General features: G+C 65.7%; 17 protein-coding genes. 14 read left to right on the top strand and 3 right to left on the bottom strand.

Annotated features, from left to right (window positions below; all coding sequences use genetic code 11):
* Window positions 1-6: 6 nt before the first annotated feature.
* Together GGQ64_RS11210 and GGQ64_RS11215 are read right to left on the bottom strand one after the other, a co-directional pair.
* Window positions 7-213 (bottom strand): DUF1737 domain-containing protein, encoded by a 207-nt coding sequence (locus GGQ64_RS11210; protein WP_183803792.1) that lies wholly within the window; start codon window positions 211-213, stop codon window positions 7-9.
* Window positions 210-1,121, bottom strand: coding sequence for an HpcH/HpaI aldolase/citrate lyase family protein (locus GGQ64_RS11215; protein ID WP_183803796.1), 912 nt, complete (start codon window positions 1,119-1,121; stop codon window positions 210-212). Before GGQ64_RS11215 ends, GGQ64_RS11210 begins: the two co-directional genes overlap by 4 nt.
* A 170-nt stretch (window positions 1,122-1,291) precedes the next feature.
* Between GGQ64_RS11215 and GGQ64_RS11220 the strand changes: the two genes are divergently transcribed.
* From GGQ64_RS11220 to GGQ64_RS11235, 4 genes are all read left to right on the top strand, one after another.
* Entirely contained in the window at window positions 1,292-1,540 is a 249-nt protein-coding gene (locus tag GGQ64_RS11220; RefSeq protein WP_183803800.1) for a hypothetical protein, read from the top strand.
* Between the two features lie 148 nt (window positions 1,541-1,688).
* Window positions 1,689-2,294: a 3-isopropylmalate dehydratase small subunit gene (leuD, locus tag GGQ64_RS11225; protein ID WP_183803803.1), complete on the top strand. Its 606-nt coding sequence runs from the start codon at window positions 1,689-1,691 to the stop codon at window positions 2,292-2,294.
* 14 nt (window positions 2,295-2,308) lie between these two features.
* Window positions 2,309-2,689 carry a RidA family protein gene (locus tag GGQ64_RS11230; protein WP_183803806.1) on the top strand — a complete coding sequence of 127 codons (381 nt, stop codon included), beginning with the start codon at window positions 2,309-2,311 and terminating at the stop codon, window positions 2,687-2,689.
* 644 nt (window positions 2,690-3,333) lie between these two features.
* Complete coding sequence (locus GGQ64_RS11235; RefSeq protein ID WP_183803809.1) at window positions 3,334-3,768, top strand: metallopeptidase family protein; 435 nt, start codon at window positions 3,334-3,336, stop codon at window positions 3,766-3,768.
* 60 nt (window positions 3,769-3,828) lie between these two features.
* On the opposite strand, the gene putA is transcribed toward GGQ64_RS11235, so the two are convergent.
* Complete coding sequence (putA, locus tag GGQ64_RS11240; RefSeq protein ID WP_183803823.1) at window positions 3,829-7,530, bottom strand: trifunctional transcriptional regulator/proline dehydrogenase/L-glutamate gamma-semialdehyde dehydrogenase; 3,702 nt, start codon at window positions 7,528-7,530, stop codon at window positions 3,829-3,831.
* Window positions 7,531-7,721: 191 nt separating this feature from the next.
* Here putA and GGQ64_RS11245 point away from each other — a divergent pair, with 191 nt between their 5' ends.
* The 10 genes from GGQ64_RS11245 to bfr all read left to right on the top strand — a co-directional run bounded on the left by GGQ64_RS11245 (window position 7,722) and on the right by bfr (window position 18,622).
* On the top strand, window positions 7,722-8,222 hold the full coding sequence (locus GGQ64_RS11245) for an Lrp/AsnC family transcriptional regulator (RefSeq protein WP_183803826.1): 501 nt from the start codon (window positions 7,722-7,724) through the stop codon (window positions 8,220-8,222).
* A gap of 80 nt (window positions 8,223-8,302) precedes the next feature.
* Window positions 8,303-8,602 (top strand): DUF6074 family protein, encoded by a 300-nt coding sequence (locus tag GGQ64_RS11250; RefSeq protein WP_210300224.1) that lies wholly within the window; start codon window positions 8,303-8,305, stop codon window positions 8,600-8,602.
* A gap of 247 nt (window positions 8,603-8,849) precedes the next feature.
* Window positions 8,850-9,317, top strand: coding sequence for an RrF2 family transcriptional regulator (locus GGQ64_RS11255; RefSeq protein WP_183803830.1), 468 nt, complete (start codon window positions 8,850-8,852; stop codon window positions 9,315-9,317).
* Between the two features lie 141 nt (window positions 9,318-9,458).
* Window positions 9,459-9,665, top strand: a complete 207-nt coding sequence (locus GGQ64_RS11260) for a hypothetical protein (RefSeq protein ID WP_183803833.1) — start codon at window positions 9,459-9,461, stop codon at window positions 9,663-9,665.
* Between the two features lie 451 nt (window positions 9,666-10,116).
* Complete coding sequence (locus tag GGQ64_RS11265; protein WP_183803836.1) at window positions 10,117-11,487, top strand: FAD/NAD(P)-binding protein; 1,371 nt, start codon at window positions 10,117-10,119, stop codon at window positions 11,485-11,487.
* A 275-nt stretch (window positions 11,488-11,762) separates the two neighbouring features.
* Entirely contained in the window at window positions 11,763-12,737 is a 975-nt protein-coding gene (locus tag GGQ64_RS28195) for an ImuA family protein (RefSeq protein WP_343059457.1), read from the top strand.
* A gap of 10 nt (window positions 12,738-12,747) precedes the next feature.
* On the top strand, window positions 12,748-14,217 hold the full coding sequence (locus GGQ64_RS11270; RefSeq protein ID WP_343059458.1) for a Y-family DNA polymerase: 1,470 nt from the start codon (window positions 12,748-12,750) through the stop codon (window positions 14,215-14,217).
* Window positions 14,214-17,564, top strand: coding sequence for an error-prone DNA polymerase (locus GGQ64_RS11275; protein ID WP_183803842.1), 3,351 nt, complete (start codon window positions 14,214-14,216; stop codon window positions 17,562-17,564). Before GGQ64_RS11270 ends, GGQ64_RS11275 begins: the two co-directional genes overlap by 4 nt.
* 295 nt (window positions 17,565-17,859) lie before the next feature.
* Complete coding sequence (locus GGQ64_RS11280; protein WP_183803845.1) at window positions 17,860-18,171, top strand: (2Fe-2S)-binding protein; 312 nt, start codon at window positions 17,860-17,862, stop codon at window positions 18,169-18,171.
* Window positions 18,137-18,622 (top strand): bacterioferritin, encoded by a 486-nt coding sequence (gene bfr / locus GGQ64_RS11285; RefSeq protein ID WP_183803848.1) that lies wholly within the window; start codon window positions 18,137-18,139, stop codon window positions 18,620-18,622. The genes GGQ64_RS11280 and bfr overlap by 35 nt, the downstream gene beginning before the upstream one ends.
* Window positions 18,623-18,923 lie beyond the last annotated feature (301 nt).

The raw sequence follows: 18,923 nt of genomic DNA on the forward strand, positions 1-18,923 counted from the left end.
GGCGAACTACTGTTCCGACAGCTTCATATCCGGATCGTAGTCCCTACCCTCGACCTCCTTCACCACCGCCTGGCCGCACTGCATCAGCTTCGTCTCGGGGTTGAAGGCATAGGTGGGCGAGCCGTGCAGCGACCAGCCCTTGTTCAGGGCGAGCGTGACCTTGTGGCAGAAGGAGGCATCGTCGGGGCCGGTAAGGAGGCGGTAGACTTTCATGGGCTGCTCTCTTTGTCTGCGATGAGTTTGGCCTTGGCGACGAGGCGGGCGGCCTGGTCGAGGTGGAGGCGCTCCACCATGCGGCCGTCGAAGTTGATCGCACCCTTGCCGGCGTTCTCCGGCAGGGCAAAGGCTTCGACGATGGCCCGCGCGTCTTCGGCTGCGGCCTCCGGCACGCCGAAGAGCCGGTTGGCGCCGGCGATCTGGGCCGGATGGATCAGCATCTTGCCGTCGAAACCCATCTGCCGGCCCTGTTCGCATTCGGCGGCGAAGGCATCGAGATCGGAAAAGCCGTTGTGCACGCTGTCGATCACGTCGAGCCCCGAGGCCCGCGCGGCGACGACGGCCTGCACCAGCAGCGGCGCCAGGTAGGGCCGGCCGGGGACATCGGCAATGCCGGTCGCAAGCCGCAGGTCGTTCAGCCCGATCACGAGGCAATCGAGCCGGCCGCCGCTGGTACGCCCGACCTCGGCGATGGCGGCGAGGTTGAGGATCGCCGCCGGCGTCTCGATCATCGCCCAGAGGCGCGGGCTGTCGTCGGCGCCCTGCTCGCTCAGCCAGTCCGCCGCGTCCAGCACGTCCTGCGGCCCCGAAACCTTGGGCAGCAGCACCGCGTCGGGCGCGCATTCGAGCACGGCCTCGAGGTCTGCGGCACCGTCGTCCTCCGAGAGGGGGTTGATGCGGACGATGCATTCCCGCCCCCCGGCACGATCCAGTGTTGCGAAATGCCGCTTCAGCGCCGCGCGCGCTTCGGCCTTCTTCTCCGGCGCCACGGAATCCTCGAGGTCGAAGATGACGCCGTCGCAGGCGAGCGACGACGATTTCTCAAGCGCCCGGGCGTTGCTGGCCGGGACGCTGAGCAGCGATCGGCGCAGGCGGAGCGGGTGATTTTGGAACGGCGGGTTCATGACGTCTTCTTGCCCGGCTTCCCGCAAATGAGCAAGTGCCCTCCGTGACATCGACCATAGCCGAACTGACGAACCGCAAACTGCGACATTCTGGCTCTCCCGCGGCACTGTCACAGCCTTGTAATGAACACATTCACTGCCCACATTCGTTGCTAGAGAAAGGGCCAGTCATGCAAAGCATCCGCTCCATTTTCCTCGTTACCGCAGCCATCGTCATCGCCGGCGCGACACTCGTGTTCGCCGCCTCGATCGGCCTTGCACTCGCCGGCATCGCCTCCGTCGTGATGCTGGGGAGCTGGATCTCTGCCAAGCTCCAGCCGACGCCGGTGCGCGCCAAGGTCTATGCCCGCACAGGGCAGCCCGGCCAGCGCGAGCCGCGCGTCTGGAACGACGGCCGCGGCACGATCATCGACCTCTGATTTCCCAACCCGGCCTCGATCCGGGCAGGCCGCCGGTCGCCGGCGGCCTTGATCTTGCGTTCTGGGCGCAAGATTCTTCTTCAATTCCCGGTAAAACTGCTCTAAACGCAAGCCCGGAACGATCCGCATCGCAATCGAGGTTCACGTCATGGACAAGTTCGTCAAGCTGACCGGCGTCGCCGCGCCGCTGCCCGTCGTCAATATCGACACGGACATGATCATTCCGAAGGACTACCTGAAGACCATCAAGCGCACCGGTCTCGGCACGGGTCTCTTCGCGGAGGCGCGCTACAACGAGGACGGCTCGCTCAATGCGGACTTCGTGCTGAACAAGCCCGCCTACCAGAACGCCAGCATTCTCGTCGCCGGCGACAATTTCGGCTGCGGCTCCTCGCGCGAGCATGCGCCCTGGGCGCTCCTCGACTTCGGCATCCGCTGCGTCATCTCGACCTCGTTCGCCGACATCTTCTACAACAACTGTTTCAAGAACGGCATCCTGCCGATCGTCGTCAGCCCCGAGAACCTCGAGAAGCTGATGGACGACGCCAGCCGCGGCTCCAACGCAGTCGTGACCGTCGACCTCGAGGCCCAGGAAATCTCCGGTCCCGACGGCGGCAAGATCGCCTTCGAGATAGACGCCTTCCGTCGTCACTGCCTGCTGAACGGCCTCGACGACATCGGCCTGACGCTGGAGAAGTCTGCCGCGATCGACACTTTCGAGAAGAGCAACGCCGCCGCCCGCCCCTGGGCCTGAGCGGTCCTTCGCACATGCGTCGCCTGATCTCCTCCGGATCGCCCTTCGAGCGCACCGCCGGCTATTCGCGGGCGGTGGTGCGGGGCGACTGGTGCTTCGTTTCCGGCACGACCGGCTACGACTATGCCACGATGACGATGCCGGCGGGCGTCGAGGTGCAGACTCGCAACTGCCTCTCGACCATCCGCAAGGCCATGGAGGAGGCGGGCTTCTCGCTCGCCGACGTGGTGCGCTGCCACTACTACGTGACCGACGCGTCCTTCGCCGACATCGTCTTCCCGATCCTCGGCGAAACCTTCGGCGAGATCCGCCCGGCCGCAACCATGATCGTCTGCGACCTGATCAAGCCGGAAATGCTGATCGAGATCGAAGTGACGGCGCTGCGGCAGGTATGACGAATTTCCGACGCGTTCAGGGATCCGGTCACACGGGCGCGATCACGCGCGGAATGACGCCGTGGCATGGGTGGTGACGTTTCGGACGGGGCACTGAAAGCTGCCTCATCTGAAATGGAAAATGTAGCACCTCTCAGTGCCCCGCTCGGCGGTTTCTGCCCGCAACTTTTCCCTTCTGCTCCCGTGGATCGGGACCCACGGGCATGTGCGCCACCCGGACGCGTCCGGAGCGAAACTCGGGATACCCCGCCGTCTCCAGAGGAGGGACTTTCTGCGAACCCCCGATGCCGGGACTTGCGTCCTTTCCCTGGCAACGGGCGCCGGTTCGGCCTCGCCGCGACGTCTCGCGGTGTATCCGATGGCCGAACGAGCCGATCTTGCCATGACAACGCAGGAGGGGGATGTCCGAGGCTCAGTTTTTTGTGCGATGAGACCAGCACCGGCGATGTCGACAGGAAATATAAAATGTTATCAAATGCTTGATATGACTGTGAACGAGGACGCCTTCGCCGCTGCGGGCAGTATCGATGCCGGCCGTCCCCGCTATCGCGGGAAAGGTCCGGCTGGGAGCGGCTTGCCGTGTGCAGGAACTCATCCCTCGAAATGCGTGCGCGAAATGCTATATGACATGTAAAGGAGTGTTTATGGCCCGCATCGACCAGACAGAAGATTGGCGCAACCGCCATGCCCCGACGATCAGCACGTTCGAGTCGCTGGCGCTGGAGGCCTATGGTCACCTGCCGGAGGAATTCCGCGCGCTCACGGGCAACCTGATCATCGAGATCTCCGACTTTCCGACCGACGACGTTTTCGAGGACATGGCGTTGGAAACCCCGTTCGACCTGCTCGGGCTGTTCGAGGGACGGGGCATCTCGGAGCGCTTCACCCTCGAGACCGGCGAGATGCCGAACCGTATCACCCTCTACCGCCGCCCGATCCTCGACTACTGGGCCGAGAACGAGGAAACGCTGGGCGACATCGTCACCCATGTGCTGATCCACGAGATCGGCCATCATTTTGGCCTCTCCGACGACGACATGGAACGCATCGAGGCCAGCGCCGAGATCGCCGCGGGGTGAGGTTTCCTCCCGGCGCGGGCAACCGGCTGGAGCCGGTAGCCGCCACGGTTGCCGAACCTCTCAGCCGATTGACATCAGGCTGGCATTGCCGCCGGCGGCGGTGGTGTTGATCGAGGTCGAGACCTCTTCCAAGAGCCAGCTCAGGCAATAGGCATCCGCACCTGTGGCCGCGATCGCCTCGCTCGATGTGGCCTGGACCAACACCAGCGGACCGGGCAGGGCGGCGATCCTTTCATTGGCCGCGCGGATCTGTTCGCCATCGCCCTCGACGAGCGCGCCGGCAAAGGGACCGCTCTTTGCCCAGTCGTTCGACCAGGCGATCCGGGCTGCGACGCTCGCCGGCAGGTCCTTGAGCGAGGATTGCAGGCCGCACGCCGCATCGATCACGGCGCGATTGCCGGTGGCAAGGACGGCCACGATCTGGCTGTAGAGGCCGCCTTCGGTCGTTGGTACCAGCAGCACCTGCCCGCGCGGATGAAGCGCGTAGAGATTGCGCTCGCCGACCGGGCCGGGCAGCTCGATGTCGAGGCCGAGGGCAGAGGCGCCGCCGGTATCGCGGGCGGCCTGCGCCTGCGCGTTCATGCCGCGTTGGCCGAGCCACTTGGCGAAATCCGTCAACACCGGATCGGTATGCACCGAGCTGTGCTGCGGCGGGATCGGCGCGACCTTGACAAGGCGGCCGAGATAGAGCGGGCCGCCGGCCTTCGGCCCGGTGCCGGAGAGTCCGCGCCCGCCGAAGGGCTGCACGCCGACGACGGCACCGATGATGTTGCGGTTGACGTAGAGGTTGCCCGCCCTCACCCGGCTCGTCACATGCGCGATCGTCTCGTCGAGGCGCGTATGCAGGCCGAAGGTGAGGCCGTAGCCGGTGGCGTTGATGTCGTCGATCAGCCGGTCGAGATCGTCGCGCTTGAAGCGGATCACGTGCAGCACAGGACCGAAGACTTCGCGCTTGAGCTCCGAGAGGCTGTCGAGTTCGACGATCGTCGGCGGCACGAAAGTGCCCTCGCCCGTTGCCGCCTCGAGGGCGATCTGCTCGACCTTGCGGCCCTTTTTGCGCATGCCCTCGACATGCCCCTCGATGATGCCCTTGGCCTCGGCGGTGATGACCGGCCCGATATCGACGGAGAGCTTGTCTGTGCGGCCGATCTTCAATTCGTGCAGGGCGCCCTTGAGCATGCCGAGCGTGCGTTCGGCAATGTCCTCCTGCAGGCAAAGCACGCGCAGCGCGGAGCAGCGCTGGCCGGCGCTGTCGAAGGCCGAGGCGATCACGTCGAAGACCACCTGCTCGGCAAGCGCCGACGAATCGACGATCATCGCGTTCTGGCCGCCGGTCTCGGCGATAAGCGGGATCGGTCTGCCGTCGGCCGAAAGCCATCCGGCGAGCTGGGCCTGGATCAGGCGGGCGACCTCGGTGGAGCCGGTGAACATGACGCCGGCCGTCTCCGGTGCGGCAACGAGGGCGGCGCCGACGCAGCCGTCTCCCGGCAGGAACTGCAGCGCTTCGGCAGGAATGCCGGCCTGATGCAGCAGGCGGACCCCTTCGGCGGCGATCAGCGGCGTTTCTTCTGCGGGCTTTGCCAGCACCGGGTTGCCGGTGACGAGCGCTGCGGCGATCTGGCCGGTGAAGATCGCCAGCGGGAAGTTCCACGGGCTGATGCAGACGACCGGGCCGAGCGGCGCATGGGCCGGACCGAGCGTGCGGCGGGCCTGTTCGGCATAGTAGCGCAGGAAATCGATCGCCTCGCGCACCTCTGCAATGGCGTTCGGCAGCGACTTGCCGGCCTCGCGCACGATCAGGCCGAGCAGGGTCGGCATGCGCTCCTGCATGGCATCGGCGGCGCGCACGAGGCAGGCCGAGCGCTCGGCCGGCGGCACGGCGGCCCAGCGCGGGGCGGCGGCAGCGGCCAGCGTCGCGGCCTGCCGTGCGGTCTCCTCGGACGCCTCGGTGACCGTGCCGACCACATCGCGATGGTCACCCGGGTTGAGGACCTCGCGGGTCACGCCGCCGCTCGCACCGGTCGCAAGCTGCGGCTCGGCCTTCCAGGCGATGGCGGCACTGGCTTCCAGCGCATCGCAGAGCGCGGCAAGCGTGGTCTCATCGGAGAGGTCGAGGCCCGCGGAGTTCGGCCGCGCGCCGTAGAGATCGGCCGGCAGCGCGATCTGGTCGTGGCGGGCGCCGACGACCGCCATCGAGCGGACCACCTCGACGGGATCGGCGATCAGTTCGTCGATGGAGACGGCCGGATCGGCAATGCGATTGACGAAGGAGGAGTTCGCGCCGTTCTCCAGCAGGCGGCGGACGAGATAGGCAAGCAGTGTCTCGTGCGTGCCGACGGGGGCGTAGATGCGGCAGGGACGGTCGAGGTTGCCGCGGCCGACCACCTCGTCATAGAGCGGCTCGCCCATGCCGTGCAGGCACTGGAACTCGTACTGGCCGATCGAGAAGCCCGGGCCGGCAAGATGATAGATCGCAGCCAGCGTTTGGGCATTGTGGGTGGCGAACTGCGGGAAGACCGCGTCGGTTGCGGCGAGCAGCTTGCGCGCGCAGGCGATGTAGGAGACGTCGGTATGGATCTTGCGGGTGTAGACGGGGAATTCGGCAAGCCCGTCCACCTGGGCGCGCTTGATCTCGGCGTCCCAATAGGCCCCCTTGACGAGGCGCACCATGATGCGCCGGCCCGAGCGGCGAGCAAGGTCGATGACGAAATCGAGCACGAACGGGCAGCGCTTGCCATAGGCCTGGACGACGAAGCCCATGCCGTTCCAGCCGGCAAGATCGGGATCGGTGCAGAGACTTTCCAGAAGGTCCAGCGAAAGCTCCAGCCGGTCGGCCTCCTCCGCATCGATGTTGAGGCCAATGTCGTATGTCTTGGAAAGCAGCGCCAGCGCCTTCACCTTCGGCAGGAGTTCGCCCATGACGCGCCCGGCCTGCGCCCGCGAATAGCGTGGATGCAGGGCGGAAAGCTTGATGGAGATGCCGGGGCCTTCATAGATGCCGCGGCCGGCAGAGGCCTTGCCGATGGCATGGATGGCGTTCTCGTAGTCGCGGTAGTAGCGCTGCGCATCGGCCGCCGTCGTCGCTGCCTCGCCCAGCATGTCGTAGGAATAGCGAAAACCCTTCTGCTCCAGCGCCCGCGAGCGGTTGAGCGCCTCGTCGATCGTTTCCCCGGTCACGAATTGCTCGCCCATCATGCGCATGGCCATGTCGACGCCGCGGCGGATCACCGGCTCGCCACAGCGGGCGATCAGCCGGGTAAGTGCTGCCGAAAGGCTGCGGTCGTTGACGGTGCCGGTGAGCTTGCCGGTAACGACGAGGCCCCAGGTCGCGGCGTTGACGAACAGCGAGCGACCGCCGCCGATATGCGACTTCCAGTCTCCGTCGGCGATCTTGTCGCGGATGAGCGCATCGCGGGTCGCCGTGTCGGGAATGCGCAGCAGCGCCTCCGCCAGGCACATCAGCGCCACGCCTTCCTGGCTCGACAGCGAATACTCGTGCACCAGCCCCTCGACGCCGGTGCCCTTGTGCTTTGCGCGCAGCGCGGTGATCAGCCCGCGGGCGGTGGCAGCGATGGAAGCGCGCTGCGCCGCCGGGACCGCCGCCGCCTCGAGAAGTGGCTGCAGGCATTCCGCCTCGGGCCGGCGATAAGCGGCCGTGATCGCCTGGCGGAGCGGGCCTTGCGGACGGATCGGCGGGGCGAAATCGGCAAAGGGGCGGCCGGCGGGAATGGTGATTTCCGGGGAGGAGGAGGTCTTGGTCATGGTGGCGCGCTCTCGGATGATGGGGCAATTCAACCGGTCGCCCGGCCGGGCCGCGCCGCTTCGCCGGTCATCTCCGGCGCGCCCTCTCGCAGCGAAGAGATGGTAGCATCGATGCGAAATTCATGTTGACTTGATTTTCCGACAGATTAGTCCGATCAATCTGTTTGGAACCCGTTTTTAAGGAAATATGGATGGCGAAGGCGCAAACCATCGACGATTTGGACCAATTCGACATTCGCATCCTCGACGTGCTCAGCCAGGACGGACGGATCTCCGTGACAGAGTTGTCCAAGCGGGTGGGATTGTCAAAGACGCCGTGCCAGGCGCGGCTGAAGCGGCTGATCGACGAGGGCTTCATCCTCGGCTTCCACGCCGAGATCAACCTGCGCAAGCTCGGCCTCGACCATATCGCCTTTGCCGAGGTCAAGCTGTCGGATACGCGCGAGAAGGCGCTGGAGGCCTTCAACAGCGCTGTGCGCCGCATTCAAGAAGTGGAGGAGTGCCACATGATCGCGGGCTCCTTCGACTATCTCCTGAAGGTGCGCACGTCCGACATCCGAAGGTATCGCGAGGTACTGGGGGAGAAGATCTCCAGCCTGCCGAACGTCGCCAACACCTCGACCTTCGTGGTCATGCAGGCCGTCAAGGACAGCGGCGCGACGAGCCCCGCGATCACGGATGTCGCGCGGTGAAACGGAATAACGAAGCGGAAACCTGACGTTAACCATGCGCCCGGTATGCAGGACCGACCGCATACGAGGGGACAGCATTCATGAGCGCCGCATCCGCAACCGCCCGCCCGACGACGAGCACGGCTCCGATCCCGTTTCCGATCGCAAGGCGGACGAGGGTGGTGCGCCGTTGCGCCGCCGAGCTGGAAGCCCTGCACGGCGAGCCGGCGCTGGTTTACTGGCGTTCCGAATGCCGCAAGCTCGCCGAAGAGCTGCTTTCGCTCGGCTGCGACGATGCCGAGATGCGCCTGCAGGTCCTCGACTTCCAGGACGAGGTACAGGCGGAACTGCAGCGCCGGCAGGAGGCCCGCAGCCTGCAGGAAAACGCCGGCACGGCCTGATTCGCTTGACGCAGTCACGCTCGTTCAGGGCCGTGCGCACAGGCATGTGACCAGTTCACGGATTGTGCCGGCAAATTATATCTTTTTTATATGTTTTTAGGACTTGCGTGCCTAAAATGCGTCTGAATCATTCGTATGGCTGACACGCATTCGATTCCCGGGATAGACGGGCAGTTTCTCGCAAGCGGGGGCGCGCTTCATGCGCTATCCGCCCGGAGAACATTTTGCATCTGGAAAGCAGAAAGACATGCTGACGAAGAAGGGTAAGTACGGGTTGAAGGCCTTAGTCGATCTGGCGCGGCTGGCGCCCGGGGAGACGGCCTTCGTCAGCGAGATCGCGCTCCGCAACAACATCCCCAAGAAGTTCCTCGACACGATCCTGCTCGAACTGCGCAACGCCGGCATGCTGCGCTCCAAGAAGGGCCCCGGCGGCGGCTATGCGCTGTCGCATCCCGCGTCCGCGATCAGGATCGGCCACGCCATCCGCGTGCTTGACGGGCCCCTGGCGCCGATCCGCTGCGCCAGCCGCACCGCCTACGAGGCCTGTGACGATTGTGCCGATCCGCAGGCCTGCCAGGTTCGCCGAGCGATGACCGATGTCCGCGACGCGATCGCCGCGATTCTCGACACGATGACGCTGGAGCAGTTCGTCGCAGCCCCCGGCGCAGCAAGCCTCGTCGACGACGAGATCGAAGAGCGGAAGGTTGCGGGCTAGGCATGTCTCGCAGGGGCGCATGACGGCCGCTGCGCCGGCGACCCCATAGATCACCAATTCTATAGACTATTGACAATCGCCTTGTTTCCGCCATGATCCCTTCACGGCCGTTAACGACCGGGAACGATCAGGAGTTGGCGCATGTTCTATATGGGTGGAATGACGCTTGGTTATTTCTCTCCGCATCCGGCCGAAGCGAGTGCCGGCGAATCGGGAGAAGGACCATCCGTCACGGACCGGAAGGCCGAGCGCAAGGGGCTCCTGGATTTCCTGAAACCCGTTTCACAGGCACGGCAACCGAAGTCGTCGCGCCAGCCGCCTGCCTGGCCGATCCACGTCTTCTATTGACGGGGCGGCGCCCGCCCCGGCGGATCGGGCGTACCGGCCATCACGGGCCGGCATTCAGTCAGGCCCATGTCTGGCGTGCGAGCGAGCGACGCTCGCCTTCCCCGTCGCGTCTCTGACGCGGCATCCACGATCCGGCAATCCGGATCGGCGCCGGATCGAAGAGCGATGCGGCCGCAGACTCCGATGAATTGATCCCCACAGGTTGAAATGGCAGGAACCGTGCCGCGCGGGCTTGCCGTTGTGGCTGCCTGCGGCAGGCAACCGGCTTCCCGCGGCCCCGGCGCTATCCTCGCCGGAAGGGTTTCCCGCAGTACAAAATTATATTCTATAGATTTTATAGAAAACTGCGTTATGATCTCGTCCCTGCGCCCCTGAGGCCCCGCCCCGAATGCCGGGCCGGCCGTTTCCGGCCAACACCGGAGGGATGCGCAAACAAGGGAGAGAACGCGACATGTCTTCTCGCAACGCTGTCAGGGTAAACCCTTCGATGCAGCCGACCGACGGCCACCCGCACATTGCCATCGTCGGGCGCGGCCCGGCCGGAATGACGACGGCGATCGCCCTGTTGCGCCGCCTGCGCCGGCCGTTCCACCTGTGGATGATAGACGTGGCCGACTTTCCCCAGAGCTTCGGCAACGGCCCCGCCGGGCAGGCGCTGATGAGCGAGCGGGCGGGCCAGCTATCTGCGCTTGCCGACCGGCCGCTGGATTTCGTCGACTGGCTGAAGGCCGGCCTGAGCAGCGGGCGCGGCTCCGTTCTGGCACTTCGCGGCTTCGAAAACGTCTATGTGCCGCGCTCGGTCTTTCGCGACTATCTGACGGCCCGTTTCGGCGAGGCGTTTGCCGCCCGCCGCGACACGACGGTCCAGACCGTCTCCGCTGCCGTCACGGCCCTTCGGCCGGCTTCCGGGGGCCGCCTTTGCCTGGCGCTCGACGACGGAAGCGAAATGGCTTTCGACCAGGTTTTCCTTTCGACCGGACATGGCAGGCAAGGAGGCGAATCCGCCTCCTGGCGCACAGCCGAACAGCTTCTCTGGAGCAGGCAGCGCAAGGCCGACACGCCTCTTCTCGTGGCGGGAGACGGCCCCCGCATGGCAGCCATCCTGCTGCATCTGCGGGCAAGCGGCCATTCGGGCCGGATCCGTATCCTCTCGGAGGGCGGCCGCCTCCCCGAGCCGCACGCAGCCAGGCTCGTCGATCCGCTGACGCCGGCAATGTCGGCAGCGACGGGCCTTGCCGAGACGCTGCGCCATCTGCGCGCCGACAGCGCCCGCAACGTCGAGGCCGGCGGCACCTGGCAGGCGGTGACCGATGGCCTGAACTGCCAATGGCCCGCCTTCTGGCGCGCGCTTCCGCTCGAAGCGCGCAAGCGCTACTGGCGCCATCTGCGCGCCTTGCATCGTATCCGCTCCGAGAGGATCGCACCGGAACTGCACGGCAGGCTCCTGCGCGACCTACGCAATCCTGCGACCGAGCTGGTGGACGCCCGCGTCATCGGCGAGGTGGCGGACGGCGTCCTCGTCAGGCGCAAGGGCAGCCGGAGGGCGGAGGTCATGCCCGGACGGTTGATCGACTGCAGGGAGGACATAGCCCGGCCGGCAGACGGCCTGCTGCCCGAGCAGGGACCGGCCATGCACGTGGAAGACGATGGAAGACTGATTCGATGGGGCACGGCTGTTTCCGGCCTGCATGTCCTTGGCCGGGCCGCCGGTTGTCTCAGGCCCGATATCCGGCTGTTCGCCGACACGGTCCGGCAGATCTATCGGGCGGCGACCGGGCTCGACGCCTTGCGTACCGACGTTTCATCCCGCACCGGGGCCTAAGGACGAACCCTACCTGGCATCGCCGCCGCCGCAGCAGCGGCGCGGGGAGAAATGCCCGAGCGGAAACGCGGATGCGGACAGGCGAAGGCAGCCGGCGACGGACGTCTTCGTCCTTTCCTGCTTTTCCTTTTATTTCAATGGCCTGCATATTCCGATCTTTTCTGCCGCGAAGATAGGGCCAGATGTGATCGCTCCGGCTCAAATTGCCGTTGACTCTTTTCTCCCGTTCTGGAATCCATAAGAACATAACAGGAACAAATAAAGGAATGAACGTCATGGCAACGCCTGCCTTGGCGCGCGAGCAGCTTTTTGCGCTGCGCGAAACCATCGCGCGCATAGAGAACGCCGACGGGCCGGGCCTCGTCCCGCGCAAGCAGCGCTGGCAGTGGGATGCGCCCCAGTCTCAGCCCCAGTCGCCGTCACCGTCCCAGCCGCCTGGCGACGATCCGAGCGCGCACCGTGCCGGCGAAACAGACGGTCTGGATACCGTGTTCGAGGGCGGCCTTCCGGACCGGGGTCTTGTCGAGATTCGTAACCCCCAGACCCGGGACATGGGGGCTGCGAGCGGATTTTCGCTTGCCCTGGCCGCGATGCGGCAGGAGCAGGAAGGCACCGGGGCGACCCTCTGGATCGGCCAAGCCCTGGCGCTTTCGGAGGCCGGAACGCCCTATGCGCCGGGACTGAGGAAGCACGGCCTCGATCCGGCACGTTTTCTTCTCGCCCGGCCGCGGACGGTTCAAGATGCACTCTGGATCGCCGAGACGGCGCTCGGCGTTTCCGCCTTTTCGGCCGTGATCCTGGAGATCCGCGGCAATCCCGACTGCTTCGGCCTGACGGAAAGCCGCCGCCTGCAGCTGCGCGCCAGGGCGAACGGCACGCTTCTGCTTTTGCTGCGCCAGGCGGGCGTGGAAGAGGCGAGCAGCGCGCTCTCTCGTCTTCGCGTCGATCCGGCGCCTGCCGGCGAACGGCCGCTGCCGGACGGGTCGATGCTTCCCGACAGCCTCGGCAACCCCGCTTTTCTCGTCACGCCGGAGAAAAGCAAGATCGCCGACCCGCTTGGCATACTCCTGGAGTGGAACCCCGATGACCGCCGCTTTCGCCGCCTCGAACCCCGCCTCGAATCCCACCCCGTCGCTCCTCGCCCGGAACAGCGAACACAGGAGCCTCTGCCTCTGGTTTCCCTATCTTCCCACCGACCGGGTGGCGCGAGCGCGCTGGGGGCGGTCGTGGCTTTCGAGGGGACGCCCTGACCATCCGCCCATGGCTTTCGCCGGCCGCAGCGGCACGGCCGTCCAGATCGCCTTCCTCGACCGGGAGGCCGAGCGGATCGGCCTGCGCAAGGGGCAGGGGGTCGCAGAAGCGCGCGCCATCTGCCCGTCGCTGGATGTCCTTCCCGCAGACCCTGCGGCGGACCGAGCCCTCCTCGAGGCGCTTGCCGACTGGTGCGACCGCTACACCCCGCTCGTGGCCCTGGACGGGGACGACGGGCTCCATCTCGACATCACTGGCTGCACCCATCTGCATGGCGGCGAACGGGCGCTGCTCGACGGCGTGCTGTCCTCGCTCTTCACGCTCGGCATCGAGGCCCGCGGGGCGATTTCATCTTCCGTCGGCCTGTCCTGGGCGACCGCCCATTTCGGCGATGGCGGCGTGATCGATCCCGATGCGGCGCTGGAGACGCTCGCCCCGCTGCCGGTCGCGGCATTGCGCCTGCCCGAAGACGTGGTCGGCCCGCTCGGCCGCGTCGGGTTGAAGACGGTCGGCGACCTTTTCCCCTTGCCCCGCGCGCCCCTTGCCCGCCGCTTCGGCCCGCTGCCGCTTCTGCGCCTGGACCAGGCGCTGGGGCTGGAGGACGAGCCGGTCTCGCCGCGCCTGCCGGTGCCGATGCTGTCGGCCGAGCGCCGGCTTTTCGACACTATCCACTCCGAGGACGACATCCTGGCGCTCACCGCCCACCTCGCCGGCACCCTCAAGGAAGGGCTCGAGCGGCGCGGCGAGGGTGGTCGCCTGTTCGCGCTGCTGCTCTTTCGGGTCGATGGCCGGGTCTTCCGTATCCATGCGGCGACCTCCACCCCCTTGCGCGATCCCCACCGCATCGCCCTTGTCTTCCGCGAGCGGCTTGCCGCCGTGCATGACGACCTGGACGCCGGCTACGGCTTCGAGATCGTGCGCCTGTGCGTGCTCAGGAGCGAGGTTTTCGAAACGGTGCAGGAGGGCTTTTCCGCCGGAGCAGACGGCAACCGCTCGCTTTCGGCCTTCGCCGAGCGGGTCGTGGCCCGCTTCGGCCCGGAAAGCCTGCTCGCCGTCACCCTGCCCGAAAGCCATGTGCCGGAGCGCGCGGCACACCTTGTCTCCGTCCTGGACCTTTGGGAGGGCGAACGGGACGCCGCGACGGAAAGGCGGGCCGCATCCACGCCGCCCGGAGATCGTCATCCGGGCGATCGGCCCCTTCGCCTGTTCGCCCCGCCAGAACCGGTCGAGACCGTGGCCGGCGTGCCGGAAGATGCCCCGAAGACCTTCCGCTGGCGCCGCAGCTTTCACCGGATCACCCGGACGGAAGGGCCGGAGCGGATCGCCGCCGAATGGTGGATCGATGGCGAGGACCACCCCTCCCGCGACTACTTCCGTGTCGAGGACGATGCCGGCCGCCGCTACTGGCTTTTCCGCGAGGGGATCTACGCGGACGATGCGGCCCTTCCCCGCTGGTTCATCCACGGTGTCTTCGCATGAGCACCGCCCCGACCTTCTACGAATTCGGCGCGCGCACCAATTTCTCCTTCCTCGAAGGCGCCGCCTCCGCCGAGACCATGGTGGAAACCGCCAGGCGGATCGGCCTTGCCGGCCTCGGCATCGCCGACCGCAACACGGTGGCAGGCGTCGTGCGGGCGCACAACAAGGCCCGTTTCGAGCAGTACGCCTCGTTCCGGCCCGGCGCCCGTCTCGTCTTTGCCGACGGGACGCCCGATATCCTCGCCTATCCGAAGAACCGCCGGGGCTGGGGGCATCTCTGCCGCTTGCTGAGCACCGGCAACCTGCGGGCGCGGAAGGGAGAGTGCACCCTTTTCCTGGCCGACCTCCTGGAATGGCAGGCCGAACTCCAGCTCGCCGTCATGCCGGCCGCCGGCCGGCCCGAGGTGGAACCGTTGAAGGGCTTGCTGGCCCGTCTGCGGGAGCATGCCGGCGACAGGCTCTATCTGGCGCTGGTGCCGCGCCGCGACGGCTTCGACCGGCACGACCTCGCCGCGCTCGCACAGCTGGCGGGACAGGCCCGCGTTCGCACGATCGCCAGCAACGATCCGCTTTACGATGTGGCCGAAAGCCGGCCGCTCGCCGACGTGGTGACGGCCATCCGCCGCAAGAAGCCGATCGACGCGCTCGGCTTCCAGCGCCAGGCCAATGCAGAGCGCTGCCTCAAGGGCCATGCCGAGATGGCGAGGCTGCTGCGCGACTATCCCGAGGCGATCGCCAATACGCAGCGTTTCTTTTCCGGCCTGGCGTTCGACCTGGAGGAACTCAGCCACCAGTATCCCGACGAATCCGACGAGGGCTCGACCCCGGCAGAGACGCTGCTGCGGCTCGTGCGGGAAGGCGCCGCGCGGCGCTATCCCGGCGGCATTCCCGGCAAGGTGGAGGAACGGCTTTCCTATGAACTCGCGCTCATCGGCAGGAAGAAGTACGAGCCCTATTTCCTCACGGTCCACAAGCTGGTCGCGTTCGCCCGCAGCCGGGACATTCTTTGCCAGGGGCGCGGCTCGGCCGCCAACTCCTCGGTCTGCTACTGCCTGGGCATTACCGAAGTCGATCCGAACCAGTTCACGCTGCTGTTCGACCGCTTCCTCTCCGAGGACCGCGACGAGCCGCCCGATATCGACGTCGATTTCGAACACGAGCGCCGGCAGGAGGTCATCGAATATATCTACAAGACCTACGGAAAGGAGCATGCGGGGCTGGCCGCAGCCGTCATCAGCTATCGCGGCCGCTCCGCCGGTCGCGAGGTCGCCAAGGCTTTCGGGCTTTCAGACGACGTGCAGTCCGCCCTTTCAGGCTCGATCTGGGGCTGGGGGTCTTCCTTCTCGGTCGAGCAGGTCAAGGCCGCGGGCCTCGACACCAAGGACCCGACCACGGAGAAGGTGCTGTCCTATGCCGGCCGGCTGCTGGAGTTTCCGCGGCACCTCTCCCAGCATGTCGGCGGGTTCCTCATCACCAGGGACCGGCTCGACGAGGTCGTTCCGATCATGCCGACGGCCATGCCCGACCGCTACATGGTCGAATGGGACAAGGACGATCTCGACACGCTGAAGCTCCTGAAGGTCGACGTGCTGGCGCTCGGCATGCTGACCTGCATCGCCAAGGCGTTCAAGTTTCTGAAGAGCCACTACGACGAGCCCAAGACGCTGGCGAAGATCTACGTCGACGACAGGCCCGAGGTCTACGACATGATCTGCCGCGCCGACACGCTGGGCGTCTTCCAGATCGAGAGCCGCGCGCAGATGAGCATGCTGCCGCGCCTGAAGCCTAAGGAATTCTACGATCTCGTCATCGAGGTGGCGATCGTCCGCCCCGGACCGATCCAGGGCAACATGGTCCACCCCTACCTGAAGCGGCGGGAGGGCAAGGAGGAGGTGCTCTATCCGAAGGAAGAGATCCGCGCCGTGCTGGCGCGGACGCTCGGCGTTCCGCTCTTCCAGGAACAGGCCATGCAGATCGCCATTACCGCGGCCGACTTTTCGCCCGCCCAGGCCGACAAGCTGCGCCGCGCCATGGCGACGTTCCGTCGGACCGGCCAGGTCGGCGATTTCCGCCAGCAGATGGTCGGCGGCATGCTCGGCAAGGGCTACACGCGCGAATTCGCCGAGCGCTGTTTCAGCCAGATCGAGGGCTTCGGCGAATACGGCTTTCCCGAAAGTCACGCCGCCTCCTTCGCACTCCTCGTCTATGCCTCGTCCTGGCTGAAGGCCTATTATCCGGATGTCTTCTGTGCCGCGATCCTCAATGCGCAGCCGATGGGTTTCTATGCCCCCGCCCAGCTCGTGCGCGATGCGCGCGAGCACGGGGTCTGCGTTCGCGCCGTCGACGCCAACCACTCCGATTGGGACTGTACGCTCGAGGGGGACACTACCTTCGACCGGGCCGCGATCGCCCCGCGCCATCGCGAGATGCATGACGTGATAAAGTCGCAGAAGGCGGTCCGGCTCGGCTTCCGGCTCGTCAAGGGGTTGAGGAAAGAGGACATGGCGACCCTCGTCGAGAAACGGGGCGAGGGCTATCGCTCCGTGCATGATCTCTGGTTCCGCTCCGGTCTCTCGCGCAGCGCCCTCGAACGGCTTGCCGACGCCGATGCCTTCCGCTCGATGAACCTCGATCGCCGCACCGCGCTCTGGGCCGTCAAGGCGCTCGACGAGGCGAGCGGATCGGAGGCGCTGCCGCTGTTCGAACGGGCCGGAACGGACGAGCTGCGGCCGGAGCCACAGGTGCTCCTGCCGGCGATGCCGGAGGGCGAACATGTGCTGAACGACTATCGCTACCTGACGCTGTCGCTCAAGGCGCATCCGGTTTCGTTCATGCGCGCGGATTTCGCCCGCCAGGGCATCACGCGCAACGACGGGCTGGAGACGGCGCCAAAGGGCAGCTTCGTCACCGTGGCAGGGCTTGTCCTCGTCCGCCAGCAGCCGGGTTCCGCCAAGGGCGTGGTCTTCATGACGATCGAGGACGAAACCGGGATTGCCAACATCATCATCTGGAAGAAGACCATGGAGAAATATCGCCGCGTGGTGATGGGCGCGCGCCTTGTCCGGGTGCGCGGTCGGCTGCAGCGCGAAAGCGGCGTCATTCACGTGGTGGCCGAACACATGGAAGACTGGACGCAGGCGCTCGGCCTGCTGAAAAGCGAGTTGCGCAGCTTCGCAGCCATGAGCCGGGCCGACGAGATCCTGCATCCGGTCGACGAGGAGGCACGCGAGAAACGGGCGCTGCGGCAATTGCGGCTGGCCGGCCGTGAAGCAAGTAAAGAGCGGGACATGCAGTCCGAACTGCGACGGGACGCCGACGTCATGCCGAAGGGGCGCAACTTCCAGTGACGGCCGGGGATTGGACACCAGTCTTTCACAGGACCCGGCTGCTGGCCGAGCTCTGTCCCCAGGGGTGGAAAAGGCGCCGATGCAACAAAAAGTGATCGTCCACAAGAGAGGGTGCGCCGGATTGAAAATGGCGGTACGCGAGCTCGCAACTTTTTGAAAAGGCGAAAGAAATTGTCAGGTTTAGAACCAATATAAAGAGCGCGGCAGCAAGGCTGACCTGTTTTATCTTGACAGCAAATATCCCCTTTTGCTTAATCGCAGGAAATCAGGGCATTGCGCATGGTAGGCAGAACGAATGCTGGTTTGCAGCTGTAACTTCATCAGTGAAAAAGAGATCGTGGACGTCATCAACGAGTTCCTCGACCAGGACCGTTGGCAACTGATCGTGCCTGCGAAAGTCTACCATGCGATGGAGAAACGCGGGCGCTGCTGCGGCTGTTTCCCCAATGTCGTCGACATCATCATCCGGACGACCGAACGCTATCACGCCGAGCGCCACTCGACGGATGCCGAGATATTTGATTTCATGATCCGCCTCAAACAGTTCCATGAAGACAACAGGAGAGCGGACATTGAAAGGCGACAAAAAAGTAATCGAGCAGCTTAACGAGGCGCTCTTCCTAGAACTCGGCGCCGTCAATCAATACTGGGTTCACTACCGCCTGCTGGAAGACTGGGGCTACACCCTCCTCGCAAAAAAAGAACGCGCCGAGTCCATCGAGGAGATGCACCATGCCGACAAGCTGGTCGCGCGCATCATCTTCCTCGAAGGCCATCCCAACCTGCAGACGCTTGCACCGCTGCGGATTGGCCAGAACGTCAAGGAAGTCCTCGAAGCCGATCTCGCCGGCGAATATGACGCCCGGAAGGCCTACAAGAAATCCCGCGACATCTGTCATGACGCCGGCGACTATGTCTCCATGAAGCTCTTCGAAGAACTCCTCGCCGACGAAGAAGGCCATATCGACTTCCTCGAGACACAGCTCGACCTCCTGGACAAGCTCGGCGCCGAGAAATACGGCCAGCTCAACGCCGCCCCGGCAAACGAGGCGGAATAACGCACGGCTCCCGCCACCGCGCATTCTGGATATCCCCGGCACGCATGCCGGGGATTTTCCGTTCCTGATCCGGCACGGCCGAAACGGTCTCCTCGGGCCTCGCGGCGCAGATGCGGCAGCGCCCTTCACAGCGCGCTAAGACTGGACGTCGGGTGGTGACTCCGCAGCCGAAACCTCCCCGTCAGCGGTTCGCTCGTGCCGAACCGAGCATCGCCTGTCGCACAAAGCGCTGTGCGTAGCGGCCCTGTTCGTCTGCGGCCGGCCCGTTGGGCGAAGCCCCGGAGGCCCGCGCCCGCCAGGC

The organism is Mycoplana azooxidifex, assembly GCF_014196765.1.
Classification (GTDB): Bacteria; Pseudomonadota; Alphaproteobacteria; order Rhizobiales; family Rhizobiaceae; genus Mycoplana; species Mycoplana azooxidifex.